This is a genomic window from Aliikangiella marina, from assembly GCF_007004765.1.
GTDB classification, from domain to species: Bacteria; Pseudomonadota; Gammaproteobacteria; order Enterobacterales; family Kangiellaceae; genus Aliikangiella; species Aliikangiella marina.
On record NZ_VIKR01000002.1, the window covers coordinates 747,785 to 766,323 of the forward strand.

The 18,539-nt window shown below is 42.0% G+C and carries 20 protein-coding genes; 12 read left to right on the top strand and 8 right to left on the bottom strand.

Features of this window, described 5'->3' with window-relative positions:
* Positions 1 to 112 precede the first annotated feature (112 nt).
* The 5 genes from FLL45_RS09610 to FLL45_RS09630 all read left to right on the top strand — a co-directional run bounded on the left by FLL45_RS09610 (position 113) and on the right by FLL45_RS09630 (position 5,506).
* Positions 113 to 1,528, top strand: a complete 1,416-nt coding sequence (locus FLL45_RS09610; RefSeq protein ID WP_142941802.1) for a DEAD/DEAH box helicase — start codon at positions 113 to 115, stop codon at positions 1,526 to 1,528.
* Between the two features lie 167 nt (positions 1,529 to 1,695).
* Complete coding sequence (locus FLL45_RS09615; RefSeq protein ID WP_142941803.1) at positions 1,696 to 2,922, top strand: bifunctional alpha/beta hydrolase/OsmC family protein; 1,227 nt, start codon at positions 1,696 to 1,698, stop codon at positions 2,920 to 2,922.
* A 21-nt stretch (positions 2,923 to 2,943) separates the two neighbouring features.
* Positions 2,944 to 3,372: a hypothetical protein gene (locus tag FLL45_RS09620; RefSeq protein WP_142941804.1), complete on the top strand. Its 429-nt coding sequence runs from the start codon at positions 2,944 to 2,946 to the stop codon at positions 3,370 to 3,372.
* 104 nt (positions 3,373 to 3,476) lie between these two features.
* Positions 3,477 to 4,868 carry a Si-specific NAD(P)(+) transhydrogenase gene (gene sthA / locus FLL45_RS09625; protein ID WP_142941805.1) on the top strand — a complete coding sequence of 464 codons (1,392 nt, stop codon included), beginning with the start codon at positions 3,477 to 3,479 and terminating at the stop codon, positions 4,866 to 4,868.
* A gap of 83 nt (positions 4,869 to 4,951) precedes the next feature.
* Positions 4,952 to 5,506 carry a pyridoxamine 5'-phosphate oxidase family protein gene (locus FLL45_RS09630; RefSeq protein WP_142941806.1) on the top strand — a complete coding sequence of 185 codons (555 nt, stop codon included), beginning with the start codon at positions 4,952 to 4,954 and terminating at the stop codon, positions 5,504 to 5,506.
* Between the two features lie 121 nt (positions 5,507 to 5,627).
* Here the strand turns inward: FLL45_RS09630 and FLL45_RS09635 are convergent, their stop codons facing one another.
* The 3 genes from FLL45_RS09635 to FLL45_RS09645 all read right to left on the bottom strand — a co-directional run bounded on the left by FLL45_RS09635 (position 5,628) and on the right by FLL45_RS09645 (position 7,376).
* Positions 5,628 to 6,017: a hypothetical protein gene (locus FLL45_RS09635; protein WP_185964396.1), complete on the bottom strand. Its 390-nt coding sequence runs from the start codon at positions 6,015 to 6,017 to the stop codon at positions 5,628 to 5,630.
* 26 nt (positions 6,018 to 6,043) lie between these two features.
* Positions 6,044 to 6,436, bottom strand: a complete 393-nt coding sequence (locus FLL45_RS09640; RefSeq protein WP_142941808.1) for a hypothetical protein — start codon at positions 6,434 to 6,436, stop codon at positions 6,044 to 6,046.
* A 304-nt stretch (positions 6,437 to 6,740) separates the two neighbouring features.
* A complete protein-coding gene (locus FLL45_RS09645) occupies positions 6,741 to 7,376 on the bottom strand; it encodes a DUF4272 domain-containing protein (RefSeq protein ID WP_142941809.1) in 636 nt (211 codons plus the stop codon).
* A gap of 284 nt (positions 7,377 to 7,660) precedes the next feature.
* On the opposite strand from FLL45_RS09645, the gene FLL45_RS09650 reads away from it, so the two are divergent.
* The gene (locus FLL45_RS09650; protein ID WP_142941810.1) at positions 7,661 to 8,908 is read left to right on the top strand and encodes an acyltransferase family protein; all 1,248 of its coding nucleotides are present in this window, start codon (positions 7,661 to 7,663) and stop codon (positions 8,906 to 8,908) included.
* 358 nt (positions 8,909 to 9,266) lie between these two features.
* Here the strand turns inward: FLL45_RS09650 and FLL45_RS09655 are convergent, their stop codons facing one another.
* Together FLL45_RS09655 and FLL45_RS09660 are read right to left on the bottom strand one after the other, a co-directional pair.
* Positions 9,267 to 10,055 carry a hypothetical protein gene (locus FLL45_RS09655; RefSeq protein ID WP_142941811.1) on the bottom strand — a complete coding sequence of 263 codons (789 nt, stop codon included), beginning with the start codon at positions 10,053 to 10,055 and terminating at the stop codon, positions 9,267 to 9,269.
* Positions 10,056 to 10,561: 506 nt separating this feature from the next.
* Positions 10,562 to 11,050, bottom strand: coding sequence for a RidA family protein (locus FLL45_RS09660; protein ID WP_142942248.1), 489 nt, complete (start codon positions 11,048 to 11,050; stop codon positions 10,562 to 10,564).
* Positions 11,051 to 11,267: 217 nt separating this feature from the next.
* On the opposite strand from FLL45_RS09660, the gene FLL45_RS09665 reads away from it, so the two are divergent.
* Entirely contained in the window at positions 11,268 to 12,140 is an 873-nt protein-coding gene (locus FLL45_RS09665; protein WP_142941812.1) for an aldo/keto reductase, read from the top strand.
* Positions 12,141 to 12,171: 31 nt separating this feature from the next.
* On the opposite strand, the gene FLL45_RS09670 is transcribed toward FLL45_RS09665, so the two are convergent.
* A complete protein-coding gene (locus tag FLL45_RS09670; RefSeq protein WP_142941813.1) occupies positions 12,172 to 12,357 on the bottom strand; it encodes a hypothetical protein in 186 nt (61 codons plus the stop codon).
* A 97-nt stretch (positions 12,358 to 12,454) separates the two neighbouring features.
* Complete coding sequence (locus FLL45_RS09675; RefSeq protein ID WP_142941814.1) at positions 12,455 to 12,940, bottom strand: GNAT family N-acetyltransferase; 486 nt, start codon at positions 12,938 to 12,940, stop codon at positions 12,455 to 12,457.
* A 279-nt stretch (positions 12,941 to 13,219) separates the two neighbouring features.
* Here FLL45_RS09675 and FLL45_RS09680 point away from each other — a divergent pair, with 279 nt between their 5' ends.
* From FLL45_RS09680 to FLL45_RS09700, 5 genes are all read left to right on the top strand, one after another.
* On the top strand, positions 13,220 to 15,124 hold the full coding sequence (locus FLL45_RS09680; RefSeq protein WP_142941815.1) for a DUF4382 domain-containing protein: 1,905 nt from the start codon (positions 13,220 to 13,222) through the stop codon (positions 15,122 to 15,124).
* 302 nt (positions 15,125 to 15,426) lie between these two features.
* Entirely contained in the window at positions 15,427 to 16,137 is a 711-nt protein-coding gene (locus FLL45_RS09685) for an RNA polymerase sigma factor (RefSeq protein ID WP_142941816.1), read from the top strand.
* A gap of 22 nt (positions 16,138 to 16,159) precedes the next feature.
* Complete coding sequence (locus FLL45_RS09690; RefSeq protein WP_142941817.1) at positions 16,160 to 16,498, top strand: DUF3619 family protein; 339 nt, start codon at positions 16,160 to 16,162, stop codon at positions 16,496 to 16,498.
* The gene (locus FLL45_RS09695; RefSeq protein WP_142941818.1) at positions 16,485 to 16,793 is read left to right on the top strand and encodes a hypothetical protein; all 309 of its coding nucleotides are present in this window, start codon (positions 16,485 to 16,487) and stop codon (positions 16,791 to 16,793) included. Before FLL45_RS09690 ends, FLL45_RS09695 begins: the two co-directional genes overlap by 14 nt.
* Entirely contained in the window at positions 16,793 to 17,266 is a 474-nt protein-coding gene (locus tag FLL45_RS09700) for a DUF3106 domain-containing protein (protein WP_142941819.1), read from the top strand. Before FLL45_RS09695 ends, FLL45_RS09700 begins: the two co-directional genes overlap by 1 nt.
* Here FLL45_RS09700 and FLL45_RS09705 read toward each other — a convergent pair.
* Positions 17,250 to 18,224 carry a hypothetical protein gene (locus FLL45_RS09705; RefSeq protein WP_142941820.1) on the bottom strand — a complete coding sequence of 325 codons (975 nt, stop codon included), beginning with the start codon at positions 18,222 to 18,224 and terminating at the stop codon, positions 17,250 to 17,252. The genes FLL45_RS09700 and FLL45_RS09705 overlap by 17 nt on opposite strands.
* Between the last annotated feature and the right edge of the window lie 315 nt (positions 18,225 to 18,539).

The window sequence follows — 18,539 nt, forward strand, 5'->3', positions numbered from 1 at the left end:
GTATTTGCTGGGCGAATCTCGGCTTAGCTAGTGATCTCAATGAATAACGGTCGAATTAAGGCCATTGGCGGGATACAATAGCGCCCAATATTGCTTTTCACTGCTTGGTTTCATGTCCTTTAAACAGTTAAATCTCATTCAACCGATAATCGAGGCTGTCAATAAAGCCGGGTATTCCCAGCCGTCACCTATCCAAACTCAAGCTATCCCGGCTATCCTAGCCGGTAAAGATGTGATGGCTGCCGCGCAAACCGGAACCGGAAAAACCGCGGGATTTACCTTGCCGATGTTACAACGGCTATCAACTGGCGAAAAAGCACTCGCCAATAGCACTCGAGCGTTGATTCTGGTTCCGACACGAGAATTAGCGGCGCAGGTTGCAGAGAGCGTACAATCCTATGCTGCTAACTTGCCCATCTCCAGTTTTATGGTGTTTGGAGGCGTCAAAATAAATCCGCAAATGATGCGCCTTCGGCGAGGTGTTGATGTCCTTGTTGCGACTCCTGGGCGTTTATTAGATTTACTCGAGAGACGTGCGATTAAGCTCAACAAAGTTGAGTTCTTAGTCCTCGATGAAGCGGACAGAATGCTCGACATGGGTTTCTTGCCAGATATTAAAAAGGTTATAAACAAACTGCCAGCGGAGCGACAAAACCTGCTATTTTCGGCGACATTTTCTGAGGATATTAAAGCGCTCTGCCATACGCTGCTCAATGATCCCATACAAATCTCAGTCAATCCGCAAAACTCGACCGCAAAGACGGTTAAACAATGGGCCCATCCAGTCGATAAGAAACGAAAATCAGCGCTGCTGAGTTATTTAATTGGTCATCATCGCTGGCAACAGGTTTTGGTGTTTGTAAAGACTCGTAAGGGCGCAAACAAGGTTGCTTATGATCTTCAAAAGAGCGGCATACAAGCCGATGCGATCCATGGAGATAAGTCTCAAGGTGCTCGAACACGGGTATTAAAGTCTTTTAAAGCCAAAGAGTTAGACGTATTGGTCGCTACTGATATCGCCGCGCGAGGGCTTGATATTGAGCAATTGCCACAGGTCATTAACTTCGATCTACCGAAAGTGGCAGAAGACTACGTCCATAGAATTGGTCGTACTGGGCGTGCAGGCGCCGAAGGGCAAGCGATTTCACTCATTAGTGCCGATGAAGTGGACAGTTTACAGGCTATTGAAAATCTAATTCGACAGAAGCTTCAACGTCGATTGGTCGATGGTTTTGAACCAAATCATACTGTACCCGAAACGCATTTAAGTGCCAAAATAGCCAAGAAAAAGCCGCACAAGAAAAAACTGGCAAAGTTAAAAGCAAAACAAGATAGTTCACCTTCCTCCCAGCGAGGCAAGAACAGTCGCCCTAAGTCAAATTCGCGTCCAAGTGCTAAGAAAAAAACATCAAATAAGCCGTCAAGTAAACGAAAAAACAGTGCTAACAAAAATGCTGCAGCGAGAAAAAATCAATCGCGTAATAAAACCAGTCGCGCCGCTGGCACAAGCTCTCGAAGGGCCACATAAGGCTAATTGAAGTACAAAAACGTTAAAAACTCGATACTGGCCATTGATTAGCTTAAGATCATTGAAGGCGATAGCGTAACATTATCGAGTGATCAGCAGTCTCCAGATCATCAGTTTAAGCAGCACACTAAAAATTATCGCGAAATTTTAAACAGGAGGCGCTTATCATGGCAAAACGCCGAATCAACTTGGAATTCCCTGGCTCAGATGGTCTCACGATTGCCGGGGTTTTGGAGATCCCAGAGAATACACCGCACGCATTTGCATTATTTGCGCATTGCTTTACCTGCGGAAAAGATGTTGTGGCAGCTTCTAGAATCTCTCGTTATTTAGTTGAACGTGGGTTTGCCGTCTTGCGATTTGATTTCACGGGAATTGGCAGCAGTGAAGGAGAGTTTGCGGATTCAAACTTTACGTCCAATGTTAAAGATCTTTTGTTTGCGGCGAACTTTCTGAGAGAGGATTATTTGGCACCAGCGCTATTAATTGGCCATAGCTTAGGTGGTGCGGCGGTGTTATCCGCGGCGAGTGAAATCCCCGAGGCGAAAGGTGTGGTGACGATTGGTGCACCGGCGGACCCTAACCATGTGATGAATCAATTCGTCTGCGATGTTCCAGTAATTGAAGAGCATGGAGAAGCTGTAGTCTCTCTCGCAAATCGTGACTTTACCATTAAGAAACAATTTCTCGACGATTTGAACAGTCAAAATCAAATGGAGAAAATCGCCCATTTACACAAAGCGTTGTTGGTTTTTCATTCGCCCATCGATGAAACGGTTAACATTCGCGAAGCCGAGAAAATTTACATCACCGCCAAACATCCAAAAAGTTTTGTCAGTCTAGATACCGCCGACCATTTATTGACCAGTGCTGAAGATGCTGAATACGTCGCAGCAACAATCGCAGCTTGGGCTAGTCGCTATATTGACTCAACTTATGGTGTTAAGCAGTTTGAATCTAACCTTTCGAAAGGCCACGTTAAAGTGAATGAGAAAAATCGTGCCTTTTTACGTACGGTTGTGAGTGATCATCACGCCTGGTTTGCCGATGAACCGACCTCTATGGGAGGCTCTGATTTGGGACCTGATCCCTACGAGCACCTGCTTGCCGCGCTGGGTACTTGTACATCAATGACAATCAGAATGTATGCTAACCACAAAAACATTCCGTTGGATGATATCGTGGTAGAGGTCAGTCACAATCGAGAACATGTTACAGACTGTGAAGGCTGTGCTGATTCGCCAAAAAAGATAGAAGTCTTGGAGCGGAGCATCGAATTAAAAGGAGAGCTTTCGCCGGCCCAGCGAAAACGATTGTTGGAGATTGCCGATCGCTGTCCGGTTCATCGGACCCTCGAGTCGGAGTTGCATATTCGAACTGAGTTAGTGGACTAGACGATTTGATAGGAACATCCAATGGCAATTAATTTAAAGCTTCAATTTGAAAAAAATCTTTTAGCAATCATCAGTCTGGCTGTCGCGATTGTTGCGTTGAGCTACAACTCGTGGCGAAATGAGCTGTCGGAAGATAATCGTAATATCCGCGAAGCGGGATTTGAAGTAATGCGAGAAGCGGCTAAGCTACAAGCCTATATTGATACTAAGACTTATACTGACAAAGATAACTCCGATGAGGCAATTGCCGGCTGGGTAAGTATCAACCTGATCGTGTCACTGTCAGAATTGATTTCGGTGGATATTCAGTCTGAAGCGATTAATTTAAAAACAGTTTGGACGGAGAACTGGTCAGGACTGAATGAAGATAAAGCAGCCAACCAGAAAATCACGCAAGCAAACAACCAACTAGTCAGCGCCGTACGGACTCATTTAGCGAGGCTAAAATAAACCTTAAAAATGTTAAGTACATACGTATGTAGTCTAGATTTTCTGCTGGATTAGCGGGGGCTTTTTTTGGATAATACGGTCCGTTTTTGGTGGCGGAATATCTGATGAAAAAAGAGTCTTTTGATTTAGTCATAATTGGTGCTGGTCCTGCCGGGGAGAGCGCTGCAATGAACGCAAAGAAGCATGGGCTATCAGTCGCAGTTGTCGACCTTCGCAAAAATGTCGGAGGTAACTGCACGCACAAAGGAACCATTCCGTCGAAAACGCTCCGTCATTCTGTTCATTCGATGATGAAATTTAATCGGAACCCAATGTTTCGAAACATCAGTGATCCGACTTTGCTCACATTTAGACAAGTGATGGAAACCGCTGAAGATGTGATCAAAAAGCAAGTGAATATGCGGGCGAGATTTTATAGCCGCAATGATGTGCCAATTTTTCATGGGCTTGCTAGTTTTCAAGATAACCACCATATTTTGGTTGATGGCGGACAAGACGAACAAACTATTCTTCATGCCGACAAGATCATCATTGCGACAGGAACTCGTCCTTATCAACCTGCAGACGTAGATTTTACTCATCCGAGAGTTTTTGATTCCGACAAAATCCTAACCTTAAACGAAACGCCTAAACGTATTATTATTTACGGAGCGGGAGTCATTGGTTGTGAATATGCATCGATATTTAATGGTTTGGGCTGCAAGGTTGATTTAGTCAACCCTGGCGATAAGTTGCTCAGTTACATGGATGCTGAAATTTCAGATGCGCTTAGTTATCACCTACGAAGTTTAGGCGTGCTTATTCGCCATAACGAAAGCTTTTTATCGCTAGAGCCTAATGACGACAAAGTGGTACTCAACTTAGAAAGCGGTAAGTTATTAAAAGCCGATATATTTTTATGGGCAAATGGTCGCGCGGGTAATACGGAAAAACTGAATTTAGCTGCCGCAGGCTTAACTGCCAACAAGCGAGGGCAGTTGGATGTCGATGAACTTTACCGCACAACAACGCCTAACATTTATGCCGTTGGCGACGTTATTGGACCACCAGCTCTAGCCAGCGCTTCCTATGATCAAGGGCGCTGTGCTTCTTCGCAAATCGTGGACAAAGCGCATCCATTGTTAATTGAAGATATTCCGACGGGGATATACACCATTCCAGAAATTAGTAGTGTGGGTAAAACTGAGAGTGAATTAACCGCAGCTAAGATTCCCTATGAAATCGGCAAGGCTTATTTCAAAGACACTGCGCGCGCTAAGATCACGGGTGAAGATGCGGGTATGTTAAAGCTACTGTTTCACCGCGAGACGTTGGAGTTATTGGGTATCCACTGTTTCGGTGATCAAGCTGCTGAAATCTTACACATCGGTCAGGCGATTATGGCGCAAGAAGGAAAGGGTAATACCATTGAGTACTTTGCAACCCATACGTTTAATTATCCGACTATGGCTGAAGCATATCGGGTGGCGGCGCTAAATGGACTGAATAGACTTTAATCTTGTTACGATTTGGTGATAGGTTTTTGAGTTGAGTCTTGGTAGTATCGCAGCATCTATTTTTTTCGATGGTTGAATACGCCATGGGGCAGCAATTTTCCGAACTCTCTGATAAACATATTGAATTTATCGAGAAGCAGAAGGTCTTTTTTGTCGGTACCGCGACCAACGATAGTCGAGTCAACATTTCGCCCAAAGGTATGGACTCTTTTAGAGTCATAAATAGTAATAAAATACTCTGGTTAAATGTCACTGGTAGTGGCAATGAAACCGCAGCCCACGTCCAATCAAACCCGAGAATGACCATCATGTTTATGGCGCTAGAAGGTAATCCGCTAATTCTTAGGCTCTACGGACAAGCCAAAGTCATTCATCAATCAGATGAGTTATGGAATGAGTATTTTCCATTGTTTAATCCATTGCCAGGAGCCAGACAAATTTTTGAACTAGATGTCGATCTGGTACAAAATTCTTGTGGTATGGCGGTGCCGTTTTTTGATTACGCGGGAGATAGACAACAACTGAAAGACTGGGCGGTTAAAAAAGGGGAGAGTGGTTTAAAAGACTATTGGCAGCAAAAAAATACCCAAAGTATTGATGGGCTTGATACAAATATTGTTGAGAAAAATATTAAATAATGAAAGTTAGTGGTTGTAGCTATGCACGATATGGCAGTTTCGATTAGAATTAATTATTTTGAATGCCGGCTTAATGGTTTGAGTCTCCCAACGCGACCTATTATGCCTGGCTTTATCGTGTTCAAAGTAACTTAGGACCGGTCGCTAGTAAATTAGTCCATATAGGTTTAAACTGGATTACGTCATCCGAATTCATTCTAAAAAAAGTCTTATAAGTAGCTTCCAGTGCGGTGACAAATGACTTACTTGTAACGTTTGGAAATAATCTAGCTTCTTCAAACCAATCCCAATTATTTTCCTTTGTACGCGCCCAGCAATGAATAGACAACCATCGGTCATCCCAAATATCTATTTCTAACCATGCATTTTCATTAAACGGTTGTAACTTGAGCTCAACCTTTTCGCTTCGCCCATTTTCATATTCTACGAATACTTTTTCAATCTTGGCGTTCCAAGTATTATGCTTAAGCGATTTACTTCTCTTTTTAATGCCTAATAGGATACTAGCCAAAAATTCATTTTCTGAGCTCGGGATTATTAGCATTTTAATGAAACTTCACTAACGAATTCATAATCATGACCTTCATCTAAAAGAGCTAGCGAAAAACTATCGAGTATTTTGTTCTCAATCTTTCCCAGTGCATTAACACGTTTAGCCAGTTTGAATTTACCGTTAAAAATGGACTCAACTAAGTGTAGTATACCTTTTTCTCGACTTGGCAATCCATATTCCCTGGCTTCTATGTCTCCATGGGTATGAAAGTCTCCATTGAGTAGAGATATTGAGTCTTCCCCATCTTGCCATATTTCAATGACCAAGGTATCAAAATTATAAGGTAAAGGGATATGTATCTGATCGTCGATCAACTCAAAATCAATTTCAACAAGGTTGAGTTCGGCGGTTATTTTTTCTATCGTAGTTAAATTCATAGTATTAATAGTTCAATTCGCGAAAGTGATGCACAGTCGATTTAATTACATTTCAGCTACACAATGTTGAGAGACAATATATCAAAAGTATTAAAAACCGGCTAAGTTTTAGTCTCGATGGATTTTATCCAAGCAACTAGTTCCCGATTACTACTTTCTGTTTATCAGTTAATGGCGACTTTGTTCTTCTTAAGATGACAACTTTTGCTTTTAAATTGAACTAATTGGAGTTTGTTCGAGTACCTATTCAGTGATCAAAAGCTCATCAAAAGCACCGTTATTCAAAATTAGAAAAACGAACAAGCTATGTATCTAGTGGTACGTCGTCCCAATCAAGGCTCTTGTCACAAATCCACTCTAAGGCTTTTCGTCTTTCCATGATTATACTTAAATTTACTCTGTCGTCTCGATTGTTTTTTAATTGGACATTTCTTGCATACCAATGAGCACGATAAAATTTATCTAGCTCGGTAAAAATCTTCTCTTTATCCAATAAAGTAAAACTTTTAATAAACTCATCGGCAGTTTCATTTCTCGCAAAATCGGGCAACATTGATGCCAAGGAGTCCTCAACAAATGTATTAAATGTTAAATTGTTGTGTTTACCTCCTGCCCACTGTAGCGACCAAATTGCTTCGATCGACCATTCGAGATCAATCCTATCCTGATTTGGCCACTCATCAAGACCCAATGTTAAAAGTCTCTTTTCTTTCTTAGTAAGCGCAGTGTATAGTCGATTTCGTTTAAGGTAATCTTCGATAAAATCATTTGGAGCTCCAAAGTGTAATTGAAGTAATGCAGCTAAAATTACACTTCGTATTGCCACATCTCTGTCACAACGAAATTCTGATATGTTGATATGAGGAAGCCAGTCAATCACTTTTATACCAGAACGCTGTAGGTATTTTATATTTTGCTCTTTTATCTTTTGTGGGTCCATTCTAAGTCCACTTCAATATGTGTAGTAATTATCTAAACCTATCAACTATATCACGCAGTCATTCCTTGCGACCGAACAGTTTAAGAATATTTCAGTTGATCAGTGCTCATTTCAAGCAAAGAGAACAGCGAGGACTAGTATTTCGATTAGAATTCAAATCAATAATTTTTATCCCTCTATTCCACCGCTTATCACAATTCTCTGTAGAACAATCACTTACAGCTAGTGGAGGGGCACCTCTTTGTAGACAATAGCCTTACTCACTCAGATAACGAGAACACACAATGATTACCAAATTAAGCCAATATTTCTTGCCCGACACCAGCTCATTAAGTGGTCGTCGCTACGATTTAGATTGGCTGCGAGTACTTGCCTTTGGGTTGCTGATTTTTTACCACGTTGGAATGCTCTATGTCGAAAATTGGGGGTTTCATGTTAAAAGCCAATATTTGAGCATTTCCTTAGAAGGCGTCATGTTGCTGGTAAATCCCTGGCGAATGCTAATTCTTTGGTTTATCTCTGGAGTAGCGATTCGTTTCATACTCGCCAAAGTGAGTTTAGGTCGTTTTGTCGTCATGCGTTCATACCGGCTATTACTACCGCTGTTGTTTGGTGTTTTAGTAGTTGTTCCACCGCAGTTATATTACGAAATGACCGCCAACGGCGATTTGGCGATGAACTACTGGCAGTTTTATCAAGCATTTTTCGACCTCGATAATCCGATTTTCGAAAAATATCAAGCTGGCATCTGGCCTCATATTGATGTGAATCACTTATGGTACTTGCGCGAACTATGGGTATTTTCGTTATATCTGATTGTCCTGTTACCACTATTAAATGCTAATTGGTTCGAAAGTTTGATCGATCGGTTCGAAAAAATATCCGGGATTTTTCAAATCGCAATTGCTTTAATTCCCGTCGCTTTAATTCAGTTTTTACTCGATGGTGACAGAGAAATTTTTGGTTTTTTGTTTGTTGTCTATGGTTATATTTTTGCGGGGCGAACCCTACTGTGGCAAAAACTTGCTCAAAACGCGACTCGATTATTGTTCATAGCAATCGTGACTTACTTATTGTTCGTGAGTTTTTATTACTTAGTTTGGTTAAAAACGGGAAGAGAATCGTCTAGCGGTTTACTTATATTCGGTTACCTGATTTATAGCTTTGACCGGTTGATTTGGTTGTTAGCCATTTTAGGGTTAAGTTATCGTTTTTTATCTCACAACAGTGAAAAGCTCACCTATTTGAGCGAAGCGGTTTATCCTTATTATATTCTGCATCAGACTTTTATCATTGTTTTAGGGTATGAACTGACTCAGTTAAATCTGGGCGGTACTATTGAATCTATTTTAGTACTCGTGCTCACGTTTGCGCTTTGTGGTTTAAGTTATGAAATCATTCGCCGAATAGAGTTTCTAAGGCCACTTTTTGGTTTAAAGTTACAAAAAGAATATCAGGTTGTCTGGCGCTATGCCGGTGGAACTGTGGCTGCTTTGTTGGTATTAGCAACCGGTTTGGAAATTTTAATATAGGGAGGATGTTCTCCCTTTTTTATTTTTTTGGGAAAAGTCGAGTGTGTCGATTGAGAGTAGAGCCGTTTTGTCGCTGAGAAAAATATTCCAGAGAAAATACTCCAGACCAGAAATATTCCAATATTCCAGACAGTCACGATATCCAGAATATCTCACAATTTCAATAGCATTGTTCCTACATGCTTAAGAGTCCGTCAGAGATTCGCCAAATTGTCAGTAAGCAAATGACGAAAAGGTGACTGTCTGAATTTAAGCGTCTGAATTAAAGCGGTCAGAATTTAAGAGACATTATTTAAGTTGGCTTTCGAAAATCAAACGGCGCGTTGATTGCGCCGTTAAAAGCTCCTAGTCGACCGTATTAAATTTTCATAGAGCGAGTTGTTTGTTCATTTTGTTGCTTTAAGATCGTCTTAAAGTTTCCATTAATCCACTCAGCTTCTGCTTGCCAATAATCGATACGCCTTTTGCCGTTGACAATAGCGTTAGCTGCTAAAGTTAGCATTACTGCTTGCAGCTTTTGCGATTGGTAAGATTCAATCGGTACGCCCGCCCAGTCAATAATGGTGTCTAGCGGTGTTCCTTGAAAATCCTCTCGATATGGCTCGTAAAACAGTCGATCTTTTGTTGTGAATTTACGGGTGATTTTAGGATTATACTTGTCGATAACCGTGATACTAGTTCGCAGTCGATAAACAACCGCGAAGAGAGTGGCGCCTTGTCGATTGGCTGTATCAATACTGGTTAGTAAATACTTATCATAGTCAACAACGCCGTGTTGTTTGAGGATTTTTTGTAAATAAGCGGTGGCGTGCTTCATACGCCGAAACTGTTCGTTGGTATCACCATCGACATTGATATCTTTAATTCTTTTTCCATAGGCCGCTTCGTAAGTATCATCTAAAGTAATACTTGCTTGTGCCTCAATCATGCCCTGATTAATTTTATGTAAGCCGGTACTAGCATAGTAGGGCAATGAGGCAACACCTTCTAATAATCCCGCAGCAATTTGAACGGGTGATAAAACTAAATGTGCGACACCACGAAAAAATCCACCAAGGCCATGTGACGCATTCGGGCCGCTTGGATTACTCGCGCAGCCAAGCAATAGACTTAAACTCAAGCCAGTTGCCATCGTTAATTTTTTCATTGCTTTCTCCTTGTAAACGATATTTTGAATGAATTGTTTAACGCTTGCGATTAGCAAGATGGAGTGAGCTTAATAATGACGCAATAGACCGTAAAAAAGTCTCGATTAACAATACCGCCGGTTGTTTAAAACGAGCCGTTTAAAATAGAAGAACTTTTATGTTTTTATGTTGTCGATGATTTGAGTGTTGATTGGATTATTGGATGTTGACTGAGTATTGGATGTTGACTGAGTATTAATTGTGTGTCTTGTTTTCAGAGTTACTCGCAAAGGTTAACACTTAGTTTAATAACAATAATATTTATAAGATTCGGTAAACTTAAATCTGCCAAGTAATTAGTCAGCGAATAGTTAAAAGCAAATAGTCAAAACTGATTAGTTGAGAGCAATATTTGAAAACTAGCTAGCAGAAGCTAGCTAGTCAAAGCCGAAGCCTCAAGCGTAAAGTCTCAACGCTAAGGATGAGTCGTGAAGCAGATAACCTTAAACCTCAATTCTGCTAATGCTCATAAACTCGCAATACATTCTATTTCAACTCGTGAATCTAGCGCCAGACCGCTCGCAGCTAGAGCGCTTCGTGCGGGTTTGTGATGCTTAAAATAGGTGACATAAACTTCATTCATTTTCGCCCACTCTTTTATATCCGCGAGAAACACTGTGCATTTGACTAGATGATCCATAGTCGCGCCATGGCGTTCGAGAACTGCTTTAATATTATCCATCGTTTGCCGGGTTTCTGGTTGAATGCCGCCTTTAACTAAGCCTTGTTTACCGGGTACAGTGCCAATTTTACCGGATAAAAATAAAAGATCACCAACGCGGACTGCTTCAGAAAAGGGCAGATTACGTTGTTCCGCGCCAGGTGCATTGAAGTATTCCACCGGAACTTGGCGTTCTGCAGAAGGCGCAGGTTTATTGTCCGATGCAAAGGAATAGCTTGCGATAAATAGTGTGATAAAAAATAAAGCTGTCGGTGCTAGGCGATTGATTGACATGATGACTCTCCATGGTTTTTCTTGGATAATACCCATGAAATATCCACGGATGCAAAGTTTTACTCATCAAAGGTTGAGTCTTAGTTGAGCTCGACAATCAACCAGATCCTCGAAATACATACGTATTCAGAGACAAGCCTTATAAAAGTCGCTTAAGATACCACTCTACATACAAAGCGGCCGAGTATAAGTCGGTTAAGTTGAGAAGGGTTGGTAAATGAAGTTATCTCCATTAGTAGCCGGAATGTGGCGAATGGTTGATTGGGAGCTATCAGTTAGCGAGCGGATTAATTTGATTGAGGGGTGCATAGATCTCGGAATCACCAGTTTTGATCATGCGGATATTTATGGTGACTATCAATGTGAGAGTTTATTTGGCGAAGCACTGGCGAAACGTCCAGGTTTACGAGACCAAATTCAACTCGTTTCAAAATGTGGTATTCGTTTGGTATCTCAAAACCGTCCTACGCATCAAATGAAAACTTATGATACAAGTTATCAGCACATCGTCGGTTCGGTTGAAAACTCGTTAAAAGCGTTAAACACCGAACACCTTGATGCAATTCTTATTCATCGCCCCGACCCATTAATGAATGGCGAAGAAGTTGCGCGAGCTTTTTCAGACTTAGTCGCATCAGGTAAAATATTAACCGCGGGAGTCTCGAACTTTTTACCGCATCAGTCTGCGATGCTGCAATCCTTTTGTGACTTTCCGTTAGCAATTAATCAAATCGAGATTTCAGTTTTAAATACTCATTCTTTTTATGACGGTTCGTTGGATTATTGCCAGCAACATCAAATGACGCCCATGGCCTGGTCACCATTGGCAGGAGGGCTCCTTTTTAATAGCGATTCCGAACGAGCTTTAGGCGTTAAAGAGGCATTAACGGTCGTCGGTACAGAGGTGGACGCTACGGTTGATCAAGTTGCCTTTGCTTGGTTATTAAAACATCCTGCGGGAATTAAGCCAATAATCGGCAGCGGTAATCTACAACGAATAAAAGCCGCGCAACAAGCTTTGCAGCTAGAGTTGACGGATTTGCACTGGTATCAGATATTAAAAGCTTCTGCGGGAAAAGATGTGGCATAGGTTCGCAATGGACCGAAGCGTAGCTTAGTGGCTAATCAGGTTTACGTTTCTTTTGTCGACTTTCGAGCTGTTTTCTAAATTTCTTTTTCTCGTTAGCTTCAATTTGTTTACGGATCGCATCGAGTCGGTTTTGGTGGGCTCGCTTTTCAGCCTTAATGCTTTGTATTAAGGCGAATGCGGCAAAGACCAGGGCGATAAATGTAAGCGCGTAAAACATGATGACCTTGTGTTATTGTCTAACGAGTTAATCTTGCCGGTTAAAAGTCGATTGATCAAGCGGCAATCATTTTTGCTTACACTCTAAACGGAGAAAACTAATTTAGGGGTTTTTCTAAAAATATCGCATGACCAAATTGAGGATCGAGTTGGTAGCCTTCGAATCCAAAACTGAAATAAGCGTTCTTGGCCACTAGGTTACCATCTAACACCTCGAGCGTCAGTTTACAGCAGCCGCGATTACTGGCTATTTGTTCCACCTTCTGTAGTAGCTTTTTTGCAATACCTTTGCCTCGATAGTCAACACTGACGACTAAATCATGAATATTCATGATCGGCTTACATTGAAATGTCGAAAACTCCTCGAAACAATTGGCCAGTCCCGCGGGATGCCCATCGGCATAGGCTATCACGCTTATTGCATTACCTCGATTTGCGAGCGCATGCGGCAGTTTAGATTTAACATCTTGGGCGAGAGCCTGTCCACCGCCCATTGGATCTTTGGCGTAATCATCTAACAAATTCACCAAGTCTTTGGCGTGCTGTTCATCTTCATAATCAATTGAAATACATTGAAGTTGCATGTGTGAGTTCCTTTGCAATCAAATTTGCTGTAGCAAGCATTGTCTTAGCAATTGGTGTTTTGATTCTGTCTTTATGATGAATAATTCTGTTCGCAGAATCAAAACTTTTTAATGTTTATTGATAAATCGTCTAAGCAAGAGTTGATGATTTTTTATTAACCTATTGAATCTAATTGTTATTTTTCTCGTTTTTTTATCTAGAGCTATTTTTTCTCGTTGCTTGTCAACGAAGCGCGTTTGTTTGCGTTTTAAAGCTTAAACAACCCGAGGAGAAGAATAATGTTTAAATTTGATTCGATAATTAAGACCAGCTGTTTATCAGCTTTTTTATTAACGTTAGCCGCTTGTGGCGGGGGCAGCAGTACTGATGGCGGGACTGAACCCCCGGTCGCTGAGCAACCAGAGTCAAGTCTGTGTGTTACCGGAGATGCTGAAAACACGAATAGTGATTGCGGTACCTTGTTGTTAGGGATAACCGACGCTGACGGAGATTTCCTCAACTACAGTGTAAACGTGAGCGGTATCGAGATGGTGCGCATCGATGGAACCCGAGTTGCAGTTATGCCAACGAGTGAAACTGTTAACTTTGTTGACTACATTGAGTTGAGCGAGCTGGTTACCGCGGCAACTGTACCCGCTGGCGTTTATACTTCTGGCACTATTACGGTTGATTATTCAAACGCGGATATTCAAGTAGAGAAAGACGGTGCTGCACAACCTGCAGACATGATAGATGAAGATGGCAACCCGCTTATCAGTCAAACCTTGGAACTTCAATTTGATGAAGATAATCGTTTGATCGTTGCGAGAAATCGCCCCGCTTTGCTGGAAATTGATTTTAACCTTGCTGCATCTCACACTGTTGATTTAACTGCCGAACCAATCGAAGTGATGACTGAACCCTATTTGATCGCTGAAATTGATCCGGTGGAGAGTAAAGAGTTTCGTGTGAGAGGACCGTTAATTTCGGTTGATGCAGAAGCGTCAAACTTTCGCATTGCTGTGCGTCCTTTTCATCGTCAAGCGGGGCGATTTGGCGGTGTTAATGTGCAAGTTGATGAAGAGACTAACTTTACCATCGGTGATGCTGCTTATGTCGGTGAAGAAGGTTTATTAGCGATGGCCGAGCTTGACCAAGGCACGCCTACGGTAACCTTTGGCCTGTTCGATCGCAATGCCGACAGTTTCACCGCGATTGCTGTGCTTGCTGGTTCCGCGGTTCCAGGGGCTGATAAAGACGCAGCTCGCGGAGTAATTGTAGCGCGAGATGGAAATACCTTGACGGTTAAAGGAGCTTCTTTGATTCGCCAGGACAATGACGTTACCTTTTCCGATGAAGTCCAAGTTTTGATAGCCGATACCACGAATGTATACAAACCTCGCAGACTTGCTGACGAAGTGACCATTGCCGATCTATCAGTCGGTCAAGCGGTAACGGTTTTAGGCGAGATCAGCGAAACTGACAGCGGCGCGATAATTGATGCGACAGCTGGTGCCGTGAAAATGCGAATAACCTCGGCTTCCGGGCATGCGGTGGACATGGATGGCGAGTATTTGACAATGGCATTGCAAGCAATCCAAGGTCGAAACCCTGAAGTATACAATTTTGCCGGTACTGGAATTGATGAGACATTTGATGCCACGCCTGATGCCTATGAGGTTGCGACGGACAATCTTATGATGTCTATCGCTGATGCCGGTGACCCGATAAGAGTTACGGGTTTTGTCAGCCCCTTTGGCTCCGCGCCCGCCGACTTTGATGCGGTGACAGTGATTAACTATGCAGAGTCTCGCAGCCAACTGGTCGCTAACTGGCCAACTGGTGATGACGTGGTCGCCCTTGCTGAATTATCCTCTGAGGGGCTGACACTTAATATCGTCAACACGGAGACTGAAGATGGTGTATACAAGTTAATTCAAGGCGGTATCAGAACTGACTTAGCATCGTTTGAGCAAGCTGTGCAGGTTTCTCCCTTATTTGAGCGTGGTATTTATACCTTGCGCAGCCCTGGTACAGTTCAAGCGTTTTCTGACTTTGCTGATTTCGCCGCAGAATTACAGCAAAAGCTTGATGAAGGAATGACAATCGACCTGATGCACGCAACTGGCGGTTTTTCGACCGATAGTGTGACCTTAAGTGCGCTTAAGCTGCACGTCAGATTAGACGAAGCGGCAAGTGAGTAATTGCTAAGATATTCAAGCCGGGCTCGATTTTATTGAGGCCGGTTTGATTATTTCCGTTTTTTATATTGTTTTACGATTATAGCAATTCAAATTTTGATAGGCCTGACCTTGATAGACCTGACTTTGAATATTAACTTTCTGATAGAGCCGCTTCAGTTCCACCTACGATGATATGCCTTTGACTATCAATATTTAAAAATTATTTGTCAACCCAATCTCATCTCGCTCGTTAAAATGAAATACTGAGTAGAAAAGCGCCGTTGCACCCCTGCGTCGCAATGTTGTATCCTCGAGAGCATCTTATGTTAGTAAAGTTTGACAGTAGTAATCGTGATTTTTCACAAAGTGAGAGATCGATTTGTCAACATTCGGTCAATTCGACTGCAAATAGCCAACAAGCTGCCAACACAGCCAATGCTACTGGAGGAGTCGCTCTGGGTAATTCGGGAAACAAGTCAGAATCGTCTCAGCGGACTACGACGCCACCACTGTCCATGGAGCAGTTTTTGGCGCAAGTTGAGAAGAAGGCTTATCGAATGGCTGAAATCGCGACTCAGAATCAATCCGACGCGCTTGATATTGTTCAAGACTCAATGATTAAACTCGTCGAGAAATATGCTCAAAAGCCTGCGTCAGAGTGGCGACCGTTATTTTATCGAATACTACAAAGTCGAATCACTGATTATTTTCGGCGTAAGACGATTCAACAGAAGATATTTTTCTGGAAGTCAGCGCAAAAAGAAGATGATGAAATAATTGATCCGGTAGACCAAGCAAGTGATTTCATTACACCCGAGCGAGAAATTTCCGGTCAGCGAAATATTGATCATGTACTGGTCGCTATAAAGCAGCTTCCGGTCAGACAGCAACAGTGTTTTATGTTGCGAAGTTGGGAAGGCTTTAGTGTCAGTGAAACTGCTTTGGCGATGGGCTGCAGTGAGGGAAGTGTTAAAACTCACTACTCGAGAGCAAGAGAAGCACTTGCAAAAGCGGTGCAGGAAACCATGATTTAGTTGCATAATTTTGGAGTAGGTTATGAACGATGATTCAAAAGTTGAAACGCAAATAAACCAAGCGCTTGATGATAGCGTCGAAAATTTATCACCCGATGTTCGTCGACGCTTAAACCAAATCCGCATGCGAGCCACAGAACAAAAGACAAGTGGTTTTCCTATCTGGAAAACTGCAGGTGCGGTAAGTTTTGCCGTTGTCATGGGACTGGTTTTTCAACTTGCACCTAACCAACAAGAGGCTCAAAACGAAACTTTTGCGCAAATATTGGAAGATGACTTATTGCAAGAAGATTTAGAGATGCTTGAAGAGCTTGAATTTATTTATTGGATGGCAGAGGAAAGCGATAGTGCGGTCCTTTAAGCCATGGCTTTGGTTATTAACTTCCTCAACGATAATAACGTCTGGGAATATTTTCGCGCAAGCAGTCAACCAAGAACCTGATGAAGCGTTTTTAGAGTTTCTAGCAAGCATGGAAGACGTGGATGGCGAAGTGACTGATCCACTTGATATGTTAGATATTGCTGATGAACCTGAATTGACTAAGAGTGACATAAAAACTGATAAAAAAAACACTCAACAAGAAGACCTTGAAAATGGTAAGAGTGAAATGAAAAAAGATTTAAATTTACAGAAAAAAGCGACGGAGGATAGATAATGAAACGATTGATTTTTTTCATATTCGTCTGTGTCCTATTCGTCAATGTTGCTCACGCTGAGACACAATGGCAAGAACTGTCGCCAGAAGTCCAAAAAGTACTGGCCAAATTTGAAGGGCGTTGGGCAGACTTACCTGATGAGAAAAAAACCAACCTAGTAAAAGGTGCAAACCGATGGTTGTCTATGTCTGCCGAGCAAAAACAGGTTGCAGGAGAACGCTTTAAACAGTGGCGCGCTCTTGATCCCCAGCAACAGGAAAACCTAAAAAATCGCTCTCAACGATTTAAGCAATTACCACCGGCGACTCAGCGTCGTTTAAGAGATGCATTCAAACAGTTCAAAAAGTTACCACCCGAGCAACGAAAAAAACTAAGGGAAAAGTTTAAGAATTTATCGCCTGAAAAACGCCGTCAGTTAATTAAACGCATGCAGCAACGGGCGAAGAAGCGTCGTGCTAGAAGGCAAGGCTAATATCAAAAGATATCGAAGTTGTATCGATTGGAGCCGATATTGTTTTGCCATAAGCTAGCGCGATATTCCAACCATTGTGTAAATCGAGATTAGTGGATAGATTCCAATAGCCCGAGTCGGGTATCAGAAAGCTATTGGTTATTCTGTCGTTGAAACGATTTAATAATGTGCGCCTATCGCCTCGAGTTAACAGGATTAGCGGTTCACCATCGCTAGATAACTCAAAATTCCAGCCGACCGACAATTGCGGCGTAAAAGTGATGGATTCGCTTTCAATGTCGTAGCTGATATCAAAGTCGCTAAAAAGGCTATAACTTTTTTGATTAAAGCGCGTTGCGATTGAAGTGGCTGGATCAGTAAAAAAGACTTGTAAATTATCGTTTTTACTATCGGCAAATTGTAAACCAACACTCCAACCAAAAGTCGTTTTGTCATCGCTGTAAAAATCATCATAATTGAGGGAAACAAGCTGATCATCAGTAACCGTAATCTCCGCGACAATTGGAAAGCGGATTAAAGTCCGCTCTTCGCTTTGAATATCGCTGACGGTAAACCCAAGACTGAAGTCTTCCAACAGCCAAGTTAAGCTAAGACTATGGGATTCTGACTCTGATTCTCCTCTGTCTGTAACATTAGGATTGTTCACGCCCGCTATCGGCCAAGATTCTTGTCCTTTGATTTTTCCGAAGCTATAAGCCACATCAATGGTGTCATCAAACAAATAACTTACACCAATACTTTCGCCGTCAGGTTTAAAGTCGCTTCGACCATCTCCCCAAAAATCCGAGCTGGTTTGGTTATAACCAATCCATACTAGTGCATTGTCAGCTTTGCAGGGAAAGCTAATGGCAAAACCCAGCAATATAGCCGCCGCTCTCTGTTTCGGTGCGCTCAAATGAGAAACTCTCGGATTTTGAATAACAGGTATCGCTTGATTAGCCATAAGTGACAAATTCATTTGTTGAAGATTATCTTATATCTCGTTGAATAATAAATGAATTGTTACTTTACTGAAAGCATCAGACGATAACTGGACTTATTTTGTGATGAGACTCCCATGTCTCACACCAAAATGATCAAATTGATTAAACAGACCATGCTAAGCGACTTGTTAATCGGCCCTGAAGCAATAGCTCGCTGTCAGTTTCAATGGTGACAGATAAAAGCGACAGACAAGTTTGATTTTAAGCAGTCAAACACAATTGAAAAATTGGTTGATCATTTTTCGGAAGAATTGATAATTCGTTTTAACGATAATCACTTCGTAAAGCGA